Here is a 15,412-nt window from a genome sequence, read left to right as displayed (position 1 = left end):
GGAGGACCTGCTCGCGCGCAGGACCCGCCTGTGCTACGAGCACCGGGACCGGGGCCTGGCGGCCGCGGAGGAGGTCGCCGACCTGGCGGGCGAACTGCTCGGCTGGGACGAGGAGAGGAAGAGCGCGGAGCTCGCCTCCTACCGGTCCCGGTGCGAGGCCGAGGAGAAGGCCGAGGGCATTCGCAGCGAGGCCGAAGCCCAGCTCGTCCGAGCCGAAGCCCCGGAGACGACGCCGTTCATCGACGTCGCGCCCGAGGTGGACGGCTGAGACGGAAGGAGATCGGCTGACGGAATCAGACTGCGCGGCTTCGCCCACGGCCGGCACCGGACCGCGGCGACGGCGCCGCACCGGGAAACCCGGGTGAGAGGCCCACGGCCGGGCGCGGGGCCGCGCAGTCGGATAGGCCACCCGCGGAATTGACACGCAAACCGCGGAAAAGAGAATAGAAAGGAACAGTTAAAGATGACTGACACCGAACGGAAGTACGTCCTCGGGATCGACCAGGGAACGACTTCCTCCAGGACGATCCTCTTCAACCACGCGGGAGAGGTCGTTTCCGTAGGCCAGCTCGAGCACGAGCAGATCTTCCCCCACGCAGGGTGGGTCGAGCACGATCCCATGGAGATCTGGGACAATGTCCGCCAGACGGTCGGCATGGCGCTGGGACAGGCCCAGTCCAACCACCACGAGGTCGCGGCGGTGGGCATCACCAACCAGCGCGAGACGACGATCATCTGGGACCGCGCCACCGGCGAGCCCGTCTACAACGCCATCGTCTGGCAAGACACCCGCTCCCAGGACATCGTCGACCGCCTCGCCGCCGACGGCGGCCCCGACCGGTTCCGCGCGACCGTGGGCGAAACCCTCTCGACCTACGCCTCGATCACGAAGATCATGTGGATCCTCGAGAACGTCCCGGGCGTGCGCGAACGGGCCGAGCGCGGCGAGCTGGCCTTCGGCAACCCGGACACGTGGCTCATCTGGAACATGACGGGCGGCGTCGACGGCGGCGTCCACGTCACCGACGTCACGAATGCCTCGCGCACGATGCTCATGGACCTGCGGACCCTGCAATGGCGCGAGGACATCTGCGAGATCGCGGGCATCCCGACCTCGCTCCTGCCAGAGATCCGCTCCTCCTCCGAGGTGTACGGCTACGGCCGCCAGAACGGCCTGCTGCCGGGCAAGCCGATCGCCGGCGACCTGGGCGACCAGCAGGCCGCCACCTTCGGCCAGGCCTGCTTCCAGCCCGGCATGGCGAAGAACACCTACGGGACCGGCTGCTTTATGCTCATGAACACCGGGACCGAGCCGCAGCTCTCGGACAACGGGCTGATCACCACGGTGTGCTACAAGATCGGCGACCAGCCGGCCGTCTACGCGCTCGAGGGCTCGATCGCGGTGTCCGGCTCACTCATCCAGTGGCTGCGCGACAACCTGGAGATCATCGCCACGGCCCCCGACGTCGAGGCCCTGGCCGCCAGTGCGGACGACAACGGCGGCGTGTACTTCGTCCCGGCGTTCTCGGGCCTGTTCGCCCCGCACTGGCGCGGCGACGCGCGCGGAGCGATCGTCGGCATGACGCGTTACAACACGAAGGCGCACATCGCCCGCGCGGCTTTGGAGGCGACCGCCTTCCAGACACGCGAGGTCCTGGACGCCATGGAGGCCGATTCGAAGGTCAAGCTGGAGCAGCTGAGGGTGGACGGCGGCATGACGGCCAACAATCTGCTCATGCAGTTCCAGGCCGACATCCTCGACACCGAGGTGGTCCTCCCCGTGGTCGCCGAGACGACAGCCCTCGGCGCGGCCTACGCCGCCGGCATCGCCGTCGGCTTCTGGTCCGGCGAGGAGGACGTCGTCGCCAACTGGGCCGAGGCCAAGCGCTGGAAGCCCGAAATGGAACCGGCCGAGCGCGAGCGCCAGCTCCGCCAGTGGAAGAAGGCGATCTCGAAGACCCTCGACTGGGTCGACGACGACGTGCGCTGACCGAACGGAAGAATCGCGTCGGCCGCCGAGGCGGCTGGCTAGCATCCGGGGAGGCGACCTCTTGAAGGTCGCCTCCCCGCTGTTGTGCGCCGCGTTCCCCAGCCGCGAGCCCGCGAAACGCCCGTTGCACGCCCGCGAAACGCCCGTCGCGCGCCCACCGGCAGCCGACGCCCTCGAAAGGGATTCCACTCCCCTCTTCCATACGGCTCCGCCCCGTTGTAGACTGCGAAGCGCCGCAATCCGATGGAAGGCACGTCAAATGCTCTCACCTCTCACAACCACGTCCTGACATGTTGAACCGGAGCCTTCGCCTTGCGCATACGGCGCTCGCGCTCTTCGCGGCCCTCCTGGGCTTCCTCTTCCTGCATTCCTTCGAGTCGTACATGCCGGTCGGCCCGGCCTGGTACGTGGACGTGGTGCGCCCGGCGCAGGACAAGGCTCCGTTCTCCGAGATCAACGCACGGATCGAGGCCTATGCGCGCACCCGCCGCCTCGACGTCGCCAAGCTCGTGCCCGACCGAAAAGACCCCAAGGGGGTCGAACACCTGTACGTCCTCGCCGCATCCGGGGGCTCGTTCGCCCAGTCATGGATGGAGCGGGGATACGGCGCCTTCAACGCGGAGATCTCCTACAAGGTGCACCCCCGATCCGAAGCGTCCGCACTGGAACCGGCGGGAACCTACCTGCTCTCCGGCTCTCGGGAGGATCTGCGGGGCTTTCGCGAGACGCTCGCCGGGTACGGCTACAACGTCGATTCGTACACGGAGACGATGACCCTGCGGTCCCTGCCCTGGCTGTTCGGCGGATACGCGCTCTTCGGCACGGCGGCGGTGATCACGCTGCTGATCGTCGCCTTGACGGGCGTGGGCGTGGCGATGAACGCGCGCGCCTACGGCGTCCAACGCCTTCAGGGCATGACGCTTCGCCAGGCCTGGGCGCTCGACGCCCGCGCGAGCCTGACCTTCCTCTCCAAAGCGGTGGGCGTCCTCGCCGTCCCGCTCTTGGCGGCGCTCTACCTGTACAACTCCTTGCACCAGCTGACCGCGTTCCTCCTGCTGTTCGCCGCTCTCGGCGCGTTGGGCGTCCTGCTCACCCTGTGCGTGCACGGCGTGAGCCTGTGGATACTGTGGCATTCCTCCATCCTCGACGCCATCAAGGGCTCGGGAGCCTCGCGGTGGACGACGGCGTCGGCGTACATGGTCCGCGGCACCGCAATCCTCGTAGCGGCCATCCTGGGAGGCATCGTCGTCAACGACGCCCTGACGCGGACCAAGGCCCAGGACATCGGCGGGCAGTGGGAGACCGCGCGCGATCTAGGCGAAATACGCCTGAACGTCGGCCTCGACTCGGACGACTCGTCCGGTTCGGCCGGCTCCGCGGGTCCGACGCGCCGCGCCGACTCGCCCGACGAGCGCATCGCCGCCTGGGAGCGTTCGCTCAACAGGCGCGGCCTCCTCATGGTCTCGATCGTCAATCCCGGGCAGGAACAGTTCTCCGTGCCGGCGGGCGCCCCGATCGACTCGCTCTACGCGAATCAGAGCTATCTCGACAGGCAGAGAGTGAAGGACGTCGCCGGCCGGCCGGTCACGGCTCCCACGGGATCCGACGAAGCGGTCGTGGCGATCCCGCAGCGGTACCGCCCCCACACCGCCCAGATCCTGAAACAGGCCGTCGAAATGCTGCGGTTCACCGGAGGGGCGAGCCAGTCGAGAGGGGGAAACGGCCCCGAGCCGCGCGTGAGAGCCGTCTACACCCCCGACGAACGGCGACTGTTCACCTACAGGGTGCTCGACGCCTCCGCCAGTCCCGCCTTCCTCGACGATCCCGTCATCGTAGCGCTGTCCAACGACACGGCTCTCATAACGACGAGCGACTACGTCGCCTACACGACCCAGCGCCACATCCTCGCGACGGACCACCGCAAGGCGAGCGCCGAGGTGCGCGCCGACCCGCAGCTGTCCAGGGACGTCTTCGGGATCAACTCGGCCGCCTACGAACCGTTCCGGAACCTAGCGGAGGCTTCCCGGAACTTCGTCACCTCCATCGTCAACTGCGCGATCGCGCTCGTGGTCCTTCTCATCACGACGGTGGGGTTCGCCGTCGCGCACACGCGCCGCAACGGCCAGCTCATCTTCGCCTCGCGGATCAGCGGATGGACCTACTGGAACATGTTCGGCAAACTCCTGATCCTGGACTGCTGGCTCACGGTGGCGGTCGTGAGCCTGAGCGCGTGGCTGCAGGCCGTCATGTTCAACGGCCAGATCGCCTCGGAGAACGCCCGAGCCGAGCTCCAGTCCGTGCTCGTACGGACGATCCCGCCGATCTCGGCCAGCGTCCTGGCCGTCGCACTGGCCATCATGGCGGCCGGGCTGATCCGCTGCAGCCGCCGCATCGTCACCGCCCGCAGCATCGACGTCGGATAGGAGACACATGATCGCCATCGACCACCTGACCAAGCGCTTCGGCCGCCGAACCCTCTGGGAGGATCTGTGCTTCGAGGTCCCTTCGGGGGCGATGCACGCCTTAACCGGGCCCTCCGGCTGCGGCAAGACCACGCTCTTGAACTGCATCGGCCTTCTGGAGGAGCCCACCGGCGGCACGGTGAACATCGACGGCGAGGCGATCACGGGCATCCCGACCCGCCGTCAACAGCGCTACCGGCGCGATCGGCTGGGCTATCTCTTCCAGAACTACGCGCTCATCGAGAACCAGACCCCCGAGTTCAATCTGCGCATCGGGCTGGGCCCGGGCGTTCTCACGGCCGCCAAGAGACGGCGCATCGCCGAGGCCTTGGAGCGGGTCGGGTTGAAGGAGCATGGCCGTGAGCCGGTCTACCGGCTCAGCGGAGGCGAACAGCAGCGGGTCGCGCTCGCCCGGCTCATCGTCAAACGGGCGGACGTGATCCTCGCCGACGAGCCGACCGGCGCGCTCGACGAGGAGAACTCCACCATGGTCCTCGACACGCTGCGAGGCATGGCCCGAGAAGGCGCCTCCGTCGTGATCGCCACCCACGACCGTCGAATAGTCGCGGCCTGCGACGACCACGTCCGGCTCGGCGGCGAGCGGTGAGGCAGGCGCAGGAATCGGACTCGGCGGCGATGGACCGTCGGATCCGACGGCGCGCGATCGCCGGCGCCCGCCTGCGCGAACGCTTGGCCGGGTGCGGCCGTTCGCGCAGGCGGGCGCCGATCTCGCCGATTCCGGGGATGTCATTTGACGTCGCAGACGGTGAAGGCGAAGGAGCGCAGCGGTCCCACGGAGCCGTTGGAGATGTCGTCGATGTCCCGGCGACTCCCGTTTCCCTTCACATGGTTGAGCGCGTACTCGATTCCGTTCGGGGCGGTGAAGTACAGGATCGGGTCGCCGTCGGAGTTGTCCTTGCAGGTGACCGTACCGTGGTCGACCTTCAGGTTCCAGCTGTGGCCGAAGTCCGATGATTTGACCTTGGCGGGATTGCTCGTCGCGGTGACGCTCGGCCCGTCGGTGGGGAAGTCTTTCTGATGGAAGGCCCCGCATCCCGCGAGGCAGGCCGTCGCGAGAAGGGACGCAGAGGCGAGGACGCCTCGGATTCGAGATGTGCCGATCATGATCTCTCCTTGTCGATGGTCAAGGCCATGTAGCCGTCTTCGAGGCTGGGTTCGACCGGAGAGGCGTCGTCGGGCGGAGTGTCGGCGACGATCCGGTACTGGGTTCCCTCGGGGGTGGTCGTCGCGTTGACGACGGCCACGTGTTCGGGCAGCGGTCCGCCGCGCGGGTCGGTCAGCCATGTGCGGCCCCGGGCGGCGTCGATCAGGCCGCTGGTCGGCCCGTCGTACCGGGTGCGCCCGCGGCCCAGGACGAACACGTAGGGGCAGGTCTGGGCGACGTCGTCGAGGATGTGGGTGGACAGGATGACGGTGCGGTCCGCGCCGAGTCCCGCCAGGAGGGTTCGGAAGCGCACGCGCTCCTCCGGGTCGAGGCCCGCCGTGGGCTCGTCGACGATGATGAGTTCGGGGTCGCCCATCAACGCCTGGGCGATGCCGACCCGGCGGCGCATCCCGCCCGAGAACCCGCCGATGCGCCTGTCTTGGGCGTCGGCCAGGCCCACTCTCTCGACGAGCTCGCGGGCCTGCCTGCGGCGCGCGGCTCGCCTGTCGACGCCCTTGAGGATCCCGACGTAGTCGAGGAACTCGAGCGGCGTGAGGTTCGGGTAGGGGTCGACGTGCTGCGGGAGGTATCCCAGCGCCTTTCTGACCGCCTGGCGGACCCGTCGATCGGCGAGGTCCCGGCCGTCGACGCGGACGGTGCCCCGGGTGGGCTGGACGATGCCGCACAGCATGCGCATGAGCGTGGTCTTGCCGGCGCCGTTGGAGCCGAGCAGTCCGATCATCCCGGTGGGGAGATCGATGGTGACGTCGTCGAGGGCCGCCGGCTTGCCCCGGAAGTCCTTGGTGACGTGGTCGATGGAGACGTACATGGGTTGATTCCTCTCAACGATCCCGGAGGCGGTCGGACAGCCGGGAGGCGACGGCTAGGAGTGCGATGGCCAACGCGAGCTGCCACAGTAGGGACGCGGACGCCGCGACGGGGCCGGGGGCCGAGCTGAGCGGGCCGGTGAGCGGGTACACCGGGCGCGAATCAAAGTAGCCGGTGGCGACGGCGTCGCCGGTGACCCCGAAAACGGTGCCCTCGGGGGCCGGTACGGGAATGGTCGGCGTCGAGAACACGAGGTAGAACCAGACGAGGACGGCGGCCACCCGGGCGAAGGCCTGCGGCAGGAGGGACCCGGCCAGCGCGGAGATCGCCATCGCGCACAGCACCGCCGGAGCCACCAAGGAGGCCGCCACCGCGAGGGCGGCGGGCAGACTCCCCCACCTGCCGTGGGCCGCCTGCACCGCCCCCATTGCCAGGAGGGCGATGAGGGGCGGGACGACGACCACGGCGAAGGGACCCGTCACTCGAGCCGCGCGCAGCGTCATGGGGGTAGCCGGAGCGGAGGACTCCAGTTCGCCGACGCCGAGACGGGCGGGGGCGGCCAGCAGGTCGGTGAACGCCGCCGCGTAGGCGACGCCGACGAAGATCGCCACGATCTGCGCCGTGTAGACGATGTCCTCGACGCCTCCGGTGTGCGGCGCCCTCCCTCCTCCGAAGCTCACCAGGACGGCGAACAGCGTCAACGGAATCGACGTGTACCACAGGGCTTTCTGCCTGCGGGCGATCCGCGAGTGGACGCGGACGAGGTTCGCGAACGTCATGCCGTCACCGCCCGAGAGACATTGCGCTCCGCGTCGCCGAGCCTGCGCCAGGCGAACGCCGCGAGCGCCCCCGCTGCCAGGACGGGCACTCCGCGTTGGAAGAGCAACGGCTCAACGTAAGGATCCCACAGCATGGCCAGGAACATCCATGTCGTCACCACCGCGATCGCGGTGGTGGACACCGCGCCGGTGAAGGCCGTCGCGACGAAGGCGGCGGCGGCCATCACGATCACCGCGCCGGCCGGTGAGAGCAGCGTGATCCAGCCCTTGTCGTGCATCCACACTCCAGCCAAGTGAAGCGGCGCGAACATGAGGACGGCGCCGACCACCCCGGATGCGGTCGCGATCGCCGCCCGAACCAATTGGACGCGTCGGAACGTCGCAGGCGTCGCCTCGTGCAATTCGACCAGCGGATCGCCGGTCACGGCGACCGCCGCGGACACGCCTGCGCAGATGATGAAGACCTGTTGCAATCCGAACGACAGCGCCATGGCCTGTACGGGCGACCAGGCGGCCGCCGCCGCCTTGCCCACGAGGGCCACGGCGGCACCGGCCATGAGCGGAATGGCCGATGTGACGCCCGTTCGGCGCAGCTGCGCCGCAAGGAACGAGACTGGCACGCGAACTCCTCTCCGATTCGAAATCACCGTCATCCTGTGAGTAGCCGAACCGGGCCGCCCGGTTCACGGAAGATCGCGCAGTCCCAAGCCCAGCCCACAGTTCGCAACGGATGCCGCCGAAGCCGGCCGACGACGTTCACCGAGTCTTCTGAGACGCGAGTGCGGAAGGCGACGAAAGGGCGGCAGCGGCTATCAGGGCGAGGCCGAGGGCGACGACGCCGAACGGGGTGATCGCCTCCTGCAACGAGCCGGAGGGCGGGCCGAAGGCGATCGGCGAGGACGAGGGCCCGACGAGGGGGATCACGGCCATCCCCACCACGACGCCGGCCCAGGGAGCCGTCCAGATCGCGAGGAACGCCACGGCCCCCGCGACCGCTGCCATCGGAACCAGCCACCCCGCGAGCATCGCGCCGATCGATCCGGCCGCCCCCCACGCGGCGGCCGCCGCGGAGGCCGCGACTGCGGCGGCGGCGTCGAGGGCGAGCACCGCCGCCACCCGGGCGAGCACCACGGCTCGCGGCCCCACGGGGGTGGCCAGGCAGACGGAGTCCTCCCGGAGGCGCGACAGCGCCGCCGTCACCGTCAGATTGACCCCGAACAGCACCAGTGAGGAGAACCCCGCCACGGCGGCGCGGGCTCCTACGTTCACGCTGAAGAATCGAGCCGCCAGCGCGGCCAGGGTCGCCGTCAGCAGCGCCAAGGGGAGGACCAGCCAGGGCACGATCCGCAGCTGGGCCCATGCCAGCGACGCCGCCAGCCGGAGGCTCCGCGCCGCCGTCCATCCCCGCCGGTCCAGGGGGGACGGCGAGGCGGCCACGCGGCGGCGCACCGTCTCAAAGTCCGGCCCTCCCCCGCCCCGCTCGCACTCCCGTCGGCGCAAGGCCTCTCGCAGCGCCTCGCGCCGGGTTCCGTCCATGCCGTCAGGCATCGTCGCTCCTCAATGCGTCCTTCCTCAATGCGTCTTTCAGTATCCGCCGAGCTCTGGAGACCCGGCTCTTCACCGTCCCGGCGGGGATCCCCAACGTCGAGGCGATCTGCGCGTAGGGCAACTCGTGCAGCCAGGCGAGGTCGACCACCTCGGCGAGGTCCTCCGGCAGGGACCGCAGCGCCGCGACCAGCTCGTCGACGCTGGCCGCGGCCGCGACCAGGCCGGCCGGATCGTCGGCGTCGTCCGCCAGGTTTTCGATCTCTTCGTCCAAGGGGGCCGTGGGGATTCTCCTGCGGCGGGCGTGCGTCCAGATCTGGCGTTTGGCGATCCCCAGCAGCCAGGTGAGGACCTGGCTGTCGCCTCGGAAGGCGCGGGCCGATCTCCAGCATCCGAGCCACACGTCGGCGCTGACCTCCTCGGCCGCGCCGCGGTCCGCGGTGCGGCCGAGGACGAAGGAGAACACCACTGCCGCATAGCGCCGGTGCAGTTCGGCGAACGCGCGCTCGTCGCCGCCGCCGACGGCTTCCAGAAGCTCGGCGTCGCGAACGGTCTCCGCTTCGGGGTTCAACGCGAAGAGGCTCTCCTTCCCCGTTTCGGGGCGATGGCGGTGGCGCCGGACCCGAACGCATCCTTCACCCCGTCAGTAGCCGTCCGCCCCCGGGCGGTTCACCGCGCCCGAGACGGCACCAGCTTACCGGAATAGACCAAGCCAACAAGCATTCTAAGAGCTTAAAAAATAAATGAAAACTTATTTCATTCAGTGATTAACATTAAAATATATTAAATTTATTTTAAATAATTTTCGTAAAATCCAGACACGAATTCGTCATAGAACTCTGATTTTATAACGCTCCGCCTACCAACTTCCGGCGGTAGCATCCGAGATCTCACGAACAGCATTGGCCACTTCGTAAGGCGTCGAAGCAGCTACACCCGATCTGAAGTCCTTAGAAGCGGCTTCGTAAACTTCGCGTTCCTGGGGTGCCAGTACGGTGTGTCCGTCTTCTTTCAAGGCGAGAATATTGCGTTGGATCGCTGGCTTGGACCACATGATGCCGTTCATCGCCGGAACGATCACGGAGGGCGTGGGCATAGCGATCAGCATGAGTTCGACTCCGTTGCGCGCACCGCCGGTCGCCGCACTCGCAAGGAAGTTCGCCGTCGCGGGAACCACCACCAGTCGTTGGTAGTCACGGCTCAAGGCAATATGGTTTCGGGTCATGGGAAGCTCAATGAACACTTCGTTGACGATAGCCTCGAGCGAGGCGGGAGACGTCATCGCGGCGGCAGACGGCGAAAGGACGACTCCGATACGCCGAATTCCCACAGACCGCATAGCCGCTATATAGTCGCCTATGGATAGCATTTGCAATGCGCCCGTGCAGCCAACGAGAACCCTTTCCACAACGGTACCGGTTTCAGCTTCCGTCATCCTAGGTCCCTCCCTCTTTTCTACCTTCTTTGCGATCACGAAAGACCGAAGACCCGATCCCACGCTGGCATATCGTGTGAATTCATTTCGCTCAAAGTATAGAGCACCGCAGCCACACCCGCCGCCCCTTCGAGCAACCCAATGCTATCCAGATAACTAAAAGTATGGGCTTTTCGCCAACCTTCCGGACTGTCAGGCACCCAATGTCGAAAAAGAAAAGGTGTATCTGTCTCAACCATATTTTTGATGAGTTTAGTTGCCATTTTTACTGCTAATTGTCTCAAACGTTCGTCACCACACGTAAACCATATTCGATGGAGTATATGTAAAGTTCCAGCGTATCCATGACAGAAAGTCGGCCCATCGAGTCTCCATTCATATTCAGATACTTGAAGGTGACCAATCAATGTTTTTACCGCGGTATCGACAATTTTAGACTCATCCAGCAATAGCCCGACTCGCACCAGCGTCAACGCTACTCCTGGGGTGCCGTAACACCATGCTGCCCTCGTGAACTGGGAAGGTGCATCTTGCGGAGAGTCATTGAGCTCCGCGGGAATCCGTGCCGGCCAGTAAGGCACGCCGTCAACTTCTTGCCGCCACAGTAGAATCCAATCAACCGCCCCCCGGATGGCGTCTTCCATAGCTGGAGTCAAACCTTCTCTCTCGGCCACCGTTGTGAGGACAGCGATCACACCAGTCACGCCGTGCGCGATCCCGAGGTTGAGATCTCCGTGAGGGTAGGCGAAGCGATCTTGTTCGACGGGTTCGAGCTCCGAGGGGACCCACCAGCCGGGCAGGCCGGATTTCCCCTGCTTCAGGATATGCGAACACAAGTAGTCGGTGGAGATCTTCACTGCTTCTCGGGCATCCGGCGAGGTCTCATCAATCAGGATTCTGAGCACGCCCGTTACGCCGTTCATCAGGTCGTAGGCGAACCAGTGGACGCCTTTCTTCAGAGAGTCCGAATATTCGCGGACCATCCTCATCTGCACGGCCGTGAGCCAAGCCGTCAGTTTCTCCCGTAAACCCCGGTACTGAGCACCCGCGCCGGAGGCTCCCTGGGCGGCGGCCAGAATACCGGCGGGGCCTCCCATGAGGCCGCCCCGAGTATTCCATGAAATCGACCGGACCGCCCCTTGGAGATGCCGGTGGGCCAGTTCGCAGTAGTGTGGGTTGGAGGCCGCGAGCAGCGAATACATCAGGGACGTTCCCGCCAGTCCATGGCTCATTGACCCCGGGGACCACATCGACGAGCCGAAAACCGGCTCAATATTGTCCGGACGGTCCACGATCCGCTCATCGGCGTCAGGATCTCGGAGCCGTTCGGCCACGTCGATCGCCAGATTCCCCGCCTGCCTGCGCAGATCCTCGGGTAGGAGCCATCCTGGTTCCCGTTCCTCGTCGAAATTCATCTGGTCGCCCCCCGCGCGCTCCGCTCCCTGTCAAGGCGCACTGAGACAGACCGAAGGATTTCGAGCAGACGCCGCTCTCTCTCCGAATCGGGACCGAACACCCGGTTGAACGTCATGTGCAGATAGCTTCCCACGACACGTGGAGGTGGAGTCTGGCCCCTCCCCGTGACGGCAGCCACGCCCAAGCCTCTTCCAGCCCGCAGCGGCGCGGCACGTCCCAGTCCGCAGTCGCCGAGAGACTCCCCGTGTTGGATCCTCAACAGGTGCGATTGCACCAGTCGACTCCACCGTTCCCGGTGCCGGGCGTAGGAGTCGTCCCCACGGCTGGAGGCCAAGCCCATTCTGTCGGTCCACGCCTCCAGCACGGCGAGGGGATCCGGCGCATCTGCCGATTCGGCGGTCTCACAGTCGAAGCCCTGTCCGAATCCCACGAGCGTCTCGGTCCAAGATAGAATCGTGTACTCCTCCAGCCCGGAGAAGAACTCAGTCGTCGGACTCCGCAGTGCTCGGAGCACGGCGAGGGCGTCCTCTGAGAAGGTTTCGTGCGTCAACTCGAGCTGTTCCAAGCCGCCATACCGTTCGAATTCCGGATGATATTCATCCTGTACGAACGTCGTCGCTCCCAAGTCGTTACATGCATTTCGTAGGACTTCACGGAACTCGGCAACCCGCTCGGAACTGGCCGACGAAGCGTCCTGGAACCGGAGACGAAGGTGCGGACCATCGTCGTCGGTGTAGCGGACAAAGAAGGGGGTGCTGCCGCTGACCGTTGCGATTCGCTCCATCGCCTCGCCGATTCCGTCTTTGAGCAGATGCGTCATCTCGTCCATCGGAGTGTAAAGCCGGAATGAATGCCACCGCGAGCCGGGAAAGTACTTCAGTTCGGGTTCCAGGTGTATCTTAGCGCGGAATCTGTCGGCCCCGAAAGCCGCGTCCCGTTTAGTGAAGGACACAACGAGTTCACTCGCGTAGACTTCGTCTCCATCAGCCAACCAGCCCCACGCATCGTGAGGCGTGGACGCTCCACCGGGCAGCTCTTCGAGCACCAGACTCCCATTTTTCGCGAGTTCAGCACGTAAGAGTTCAATATGGCCGGCATTGTCGGCGTCCAAGAGAAGGCGCATGTCCTGGTTGACGACGAGGCAATGCCTGGGCACCTTCCATTGTTGTCTCCATCGCGCGAAGAGTTCCGGTGCATCGGGGTTTTTGACAAAGCCCTGGCGCAGGAGCTCGTTCAAGGTCCATCTGGCCGGTGCGAGGACGAACCTACCGGAGCGCACCCGCGGTGAGAATGGTATGTAGGCCAGACGCCCCCAACTCCACGGTTCCCAGACCCGTTGGAGCTCGAGTTCCATATCAGCCAGGAGCCGGACCGCATTGGGTGCTTGCGCCGGAGGATAGACCGCATTGCGGGCCTGTATGCGGATGGCCCGCCCATCGGACATGTCGACGGGAAAGAGACCGCGCATCGTCGCCCTGACTCCGACGCGCGACAGCGGAACGTAATCAGCAGTGACTGCTCGGGGAGTGTCCACTTCGATGAGCCTTTCGGCAGTCGGCGGAGTGTTGACCAAGTTGACGGCGGGATGCGATCGTGGGTAGAAAGATAGTGAAGCGCTGTATTCCCGTTCGTCGTCAACAAGCTGTAATTCCCGTTCTCTATTTAGTTCAGGTAACAGATTTAAAAACCTACCAGCCGTACACAGAGAGAAATGTGTACCTGGATTTGTATCAAGCGATAAAAAATAATCTTCTGCTTTCACTTGAGACCACGATTGAGCCACCAGACAAAAATAGAGTTCAGCACCTAACTGGCATTCATTCTCATTAAATGGACTGAAAACAAGTTCTTCCACGTCATTCTCCGAGAGACAAACTTCATGACTATCTTCAGTCAATGCTTTGCTATACAGAGACGCCAGTTTCTCTTCTCGTCTTTCATTCACATCCTCCGAGAAAGAAGAGCTCGTGCCGTGCTGCTTCGGCCACGAGTAGTCATCGGGAACTCCAATGCCTCGAGCCGGATCAATGAGGGTCAGCAAGGGAACCGTTCGGTCGATCCCGTACCGCTCCAGGAATGCCAAATGGTATTTGCGCAGTCCGCGCATGCCCAACCGCATCGGAGAAAGTCTCTGGAGAAGATGCATTCCCTCCTCGGCATCTCGGCGGACACAATCAGGCAGCCGCAGCCGGATTCCGCTCTTCAAAGTGAAATGGATTCTGTTGTCAATATCATTGAACTTCGACATGGCCGCATACGCGCGGGAGTAGTCCTCGCCGTCGTCGTTAGGGTCCATCGGTCCGGACAAGGCGTGGATAAGCCGTTGCAGGCTCCGCAGTTCCTCTACGTCAGCTCCCGCCCGATCTATCGATTGCGACACTTCTTCCAGGGGATCGCCTCCGGTCAGGCTGGGCCGCAGGCTTGTGTAAAGGAATTCGAGACTGACGAGCCGCGCCACCAGGCGGAGCACCGCAGCGGAGCGAGTGTGGAATTCCACGGCGGCGTCCTCGCAAAGCGTTCCGGCGACGATCCCAACGCCATCCCTACACCTGTCAAGCACGTAGTCCAGTATCGGAGTCCTCCCGATAGCCGTCCGCGACTGCGGCGTACCAGCGTGGTCCGCGCGGAAGACGAGAATCTCATCGGCCCTCCATCGTAAAAGGGGATTGCAGTGAACGGACAGGCCTTTCAAGATCTCGAGACGCTGTTCCAACGAACCAATCACGGGAAGGAGCCAGCGGAAGTCCGCAACGGCCTCCCGGCATCCCTGTCCGAAAGCGCATCCGGCGTCATCGGTGTCAGGGACGAATTCGCCAGCGGACACGCCTGCGAACAACCCGAACGGCGTAGGTCGGGAAGATATCCGATTCATGAACTTCGCTGTGGACATGGCTACCCGGCGTAGCCTAGACGGCTTCAACGCAGCAGGATTTTCCAATACGCGCTGAACGGAGCCCCAGAGGGCGGGAGCAGCGTGAATCACCGCCCGCCTGAGAGCGGTATCGCAGTATGCCTTGCGAATGTACTCAATCAAACTTTCGCGATCCCCCGCTGCCAGGCGTTCGTCGTCTTGAGTCGCGGCGAAGCGCAAGGGGCGCACTGCGGTCCTCAATGTGAAATGCCGAGCCGCTACGAGTGGGTGACGATTCCCCTCCACCGTCATTTTCTTTGGAACTCCTATATCTTTCCGGCGAGGAAAGACCTTTTCTCACGCCAACTGCTTAAAATAAACCTGATTAGGTGCGGTGGCGCACTGGAATGACAACCACTGCGCCACCACACTTCATTATGCATTTAGCAGCACCAACTACAGAAGCTTCCGCCTCCTCGGCTTGTGCAGCCACCAGTACAGAAAGACCAGCTCGTGATCTGCGGTGCCGAGTCCGAATCGGTCGGCATCGCGTCAATATCGATCTCGAGATCGATGTCGAGCATCTCATTCGTTTCCAGCATTGCTGTCATTATTCCGTTCACCTCCTCTCTGGAGCGCCCGGCAGGTGAGTATAGACACATATAAGCATATTTCATGTAGCATAAAGCGACCCTCATTCGTCAGATTTCCATCGGGAAATTAATTCGCCTCTCGGAATGCCCAATAGGTGAGTATACGACCAGGATCTGCTACATGATCTCTGCTCGCCGAGCTTCCGCTTTTACGATATATTAATCTCAAACTTCCGAAAACGTGGTATACACGGCATCTGACATTCAGATTTCCATTGTGCTTCCGAACGGCACCGTCCGCCCCCATTCCCTTCCGCCGACCCTACTCGAGCGCGGTCGGCTCCCTCT

At 64.4% G+C, this 15,412-nt stretch carries 14 protein-coding genes; 4 read left to right on the top strand and 10 right to left on the bottom strand.

What is annotated here, in order from left to right; genetic code table 11:
• The 4 genes from HMPREF0043_RS11630 to HMPREF0043_RS01660 form a co-directional block, all read left to right on the top strand.
• On the top strand, positions 1-268 hold a 268-nt coding region (locus HMPREF0043_RS11630; RefSeq protein WP_021601063.1), incomplete at its 5' end, for a glycerol-3-phosphate dehydrogenase C-terminal domain-containing protein.
• A 195-nt stretch (positions 269-463) separates the two neighbouring features.
• Complete coding sequence (gene glpK, locus HMPREF0043_RS01670; protein WP_021601061.1) at positions 464-1,990, top strand: glycerol kinase GlpK; 1,527 nt, start codon at positions 464-466, stop codon at positions 1,988-1,990.
• A 290-nt stretch (positions 1,991-2,280) separates the two neighbouring features.
• Complete coding sequence (locus tag HMPREF0043_RS01665; protein WP_021601060.1) at positions 2,281-4,413, top strand: hypothetical protein; 2,133 nt, start codon at positions 2,281-2,283, stop codon at positions 4,411-4,413.
• Between the two features lie 7 nt (positions 4,414-4,420).
• Positions 4,421-5,059, top strand: a complete 639-nt coding sequence (locus HMPREF0043_RS01660; RefSeq protein WP_021601059.1) for an ATP-binding cassette domain-containing protein — start codon at positions 4,421-4,423, stop codon at positions 5,057-5,059.
• 140 nt (positions 5,060-5,199) lie between these two features.
• Here the strand turns inward: HMPREF0043_RS01660 and HMPREF0043_RS01655 are convergent, their stop codons facing one another.
• From HMPREF0043_RS01655 to HMPREF0043_RS11940, 10 genes are all read right to left on the bottom strand, one after another.
• Positions 5,200-5,577 (bottom strand): hypothetical protein, encoded by a 378-nt coding sequence (locus HMPREF0043_RS01655; protein ID WP_021601058.1) that lies wholly within the window; start codon positions 5,575-5,577, stop codon positions 5,200-5,202.
• The gene (locus tag HMPREF0043_RS01650; RefSeq protein ID WP_021601057.1) at positions 5,574-6,446 is read right to left on the bottom strand and encodes an ATP-binding cassette domain-containing protein; all 873 of its coding nucleotides are present in this window, start codon (positions 6,444-6,446) and stop codon (positions 5,574-5,576) included. The genes HMPREF0043_RS01655 and HMPREF0043_RS01650 overlap by 4 nt, the downstream gene beginning before the upstream one ends.
• Before the next feature lie 13 nt (positions 6,447-6,459).
• Positions 6,460-7,224: a hypothetical protein gene (locus HMPREF0043_RS01645; protein WP_021601056.1), complete on the bottom strand. Its 765-nt coding sequence runs from the start codon at positions 7,222-7,224 to the stop codon at positions 6,460-6,462.
• A complete protein-coding gene (locus HMPREF0043_RS01640) occupies positions 7,221-7,844 on the bottom strand; it encodes a hypothetical protein (RefSeq protein WP_040317596.1) in 624 nt (207 codons plus the stop codon). Before HMPREF0043_RS01640 ends, HMPREF0043_RS01645 begins: the two co-directional genes overlap by 4 nt.
• Positions 7,845-7,980: 136 nt before the next feature.
• Positions 7,981-8,772 (bottom strand): hypothetical protein, encoded by a 792-nt coding sequence (locus tag HMPREF0043_RS01635; RefSeq protein WP_021601054.1) that lies wholly within the window; start codon positions 8,770-8,772, stop codon positions 7,981-7,983.
• Positions 8,765-9,340 (bottom strand): RNA polymerase sigma factor, encoded by a 576-nt coding sequence (locus tag HMPREF0043_RS01630; protein ID WP_021601053.1) that lies wholly within the window; start codon positions 9,338-9,340, stop codon positions 8,765-8,767. The genes HMPREF0043_RS01635 and HMPREF0043_RS01630 overlap by 8 nt, the downstream gene beginning before the upstream one ends.
• Positions 9,341-9,628: 288 nt before the next feature.
• Positions 9,629-10,243, bottom strand: a complete 615-nt coding sequence (locus HMPREF0043_RS01625) for a flavoprotein (protein ID WP_232205981.1) — start codon at positions 10,241-10,243, stop codon at positions 9,629-9,631.
• Positions 10,240-11,619, bottom strand: coding sequence for a lanthionine synthetase C family protein (locus HMPREF0043_RS10535; RefSeq protein ID WP_021601051.1), 1,380 nt, complete (start codon positions 11,617-11,619; stop codon positions 10,240-10,242). Before HMPREF0043_RS10535 ends, HMPREF0043_RS01625 begins: the two co-directional genes overlap by 4 nt.
• Positions 11,616-14,783 (bottom strand): lantibiotic dehydratase, encoded by a 3,168-nt coding sequence (locus HMPREF0043_RS10530; RefSeq protein ID WP_084432001.1) that lies wholly within the window; start codon positions 14,781-14,783, stop codon positions 11,616-11,618. Before HMPREF0043_RS10530 ends, HMPREF0043_RS10535 begins: the two co-directional genes overlap by 4 nt.
• 131 nt (positions 14,784-14,914) lie before the next feature.
• On the bottom strand, positions 14,915-15,073 hold the full coding sequence (locus tag HMPREF0043_RS11940; RefSeq protein WP_021601049.1) for a gallidermin family lantibiotic: 159 nt from the start codon (positions 15,071-15,073) through the stop codon (positions 14,915-14,917).
• Positions 15,074-15,412: the final 339 nt, after the last annotated feature.

This window comes from Actinobaculum sp. oral taxon 183 str. F0552 (assembly GCF_000466165.1).
Classification (GTDB): Bacteria; Actinomycetota; Actinomycetes; order Actinomycetales; family Actinomycetaceae; genus Peptidiphaga.
The sequence above is the reverse complement of the archived record's forward strand: the minus strand, read 5'-3'. Positions and strand labels throughout refer to the sequence as shown.

What these genes read in the sequence shown, in the direction of transcription:
- glpK (WP_021601061.1), top strand. Translation starts at nt 464, where the DNA reads ATGACTGACACCGAACGGAAGTACGTCCTCGGGATCGACCAGGGAACG.
- HMPREF0043_RS01665 (WP_021601060.1), top strand. Translation starts at nt 2,281, where the DNA reads ATGTTGAACCGGAGCCTTCGCCTTGCGCATACGGCGCTCGCGCTCTTC.
- HMPREF0043_RS01660 (WP_021601059.1), top strand. Translation starts at nt 4,421, where the DNA reads ATGATCGCCATCGACCACCTGACCAAGCGCTTCGGCCGCCGAACCCTC.
- HMPREF0043_RS01655 (WP_021601058.1), bottom strand. Translation starts at nt 5,577, where the DNA reads ATGATCGGCACATCTCGAATCCGAGGCGTCCTCGCCTCTGCGTCCCTT.
- HMPREF0043_RS01650 (WP_021601057.1), bottom strand. Translation starts at nt 6,446, where the DNA reads ATGTACGTCTCCATCGACCACGTCACCAAGGACTTCCGGGGCAAGCCG.
- HMPREF0043_RS01645 (WP_021601056.1), bottom strand. Translation starts at nt 7,224, where the DNA reads ATGACGTTCGCGAACCTCGTCCGCGTCCACTCGCGGATCGCCCGCAGG.
- HMPREF0043_RS01635 (WP_021601054.1), bottom strand. Translation starts at nt 8,772, where the DNA reads ATGCCTGACGGCATGGACGGAACCCGGCGCGAGGCGCTGCGAGAGGCC.
- HMPREF0043_RS10535 (WP_021601051.1), bottom strand. Translation starts at nt 11,619, where the DNA reads ATGAATTTCGACGAGGAACGGGAACCAGGATGGCTCCTACCCGAGGAT.
- HMPREF0043_RS10530 (WP_084432001.1), bottom strand. Translation starts at nt 14,783, where the DNA reads ATGACGGTGGAGGGGAATCGTCACCCACTCGTAGCGGCTCGGCATTTC.
- HMPREF0043_RS11940 (WP_021601049.1), bottom strand. Translation starts at nt 15,073, where the DNA reads ATGCTGGAAACGAATGAGATGCTCGACATCGATCTCGAGATCGATATT.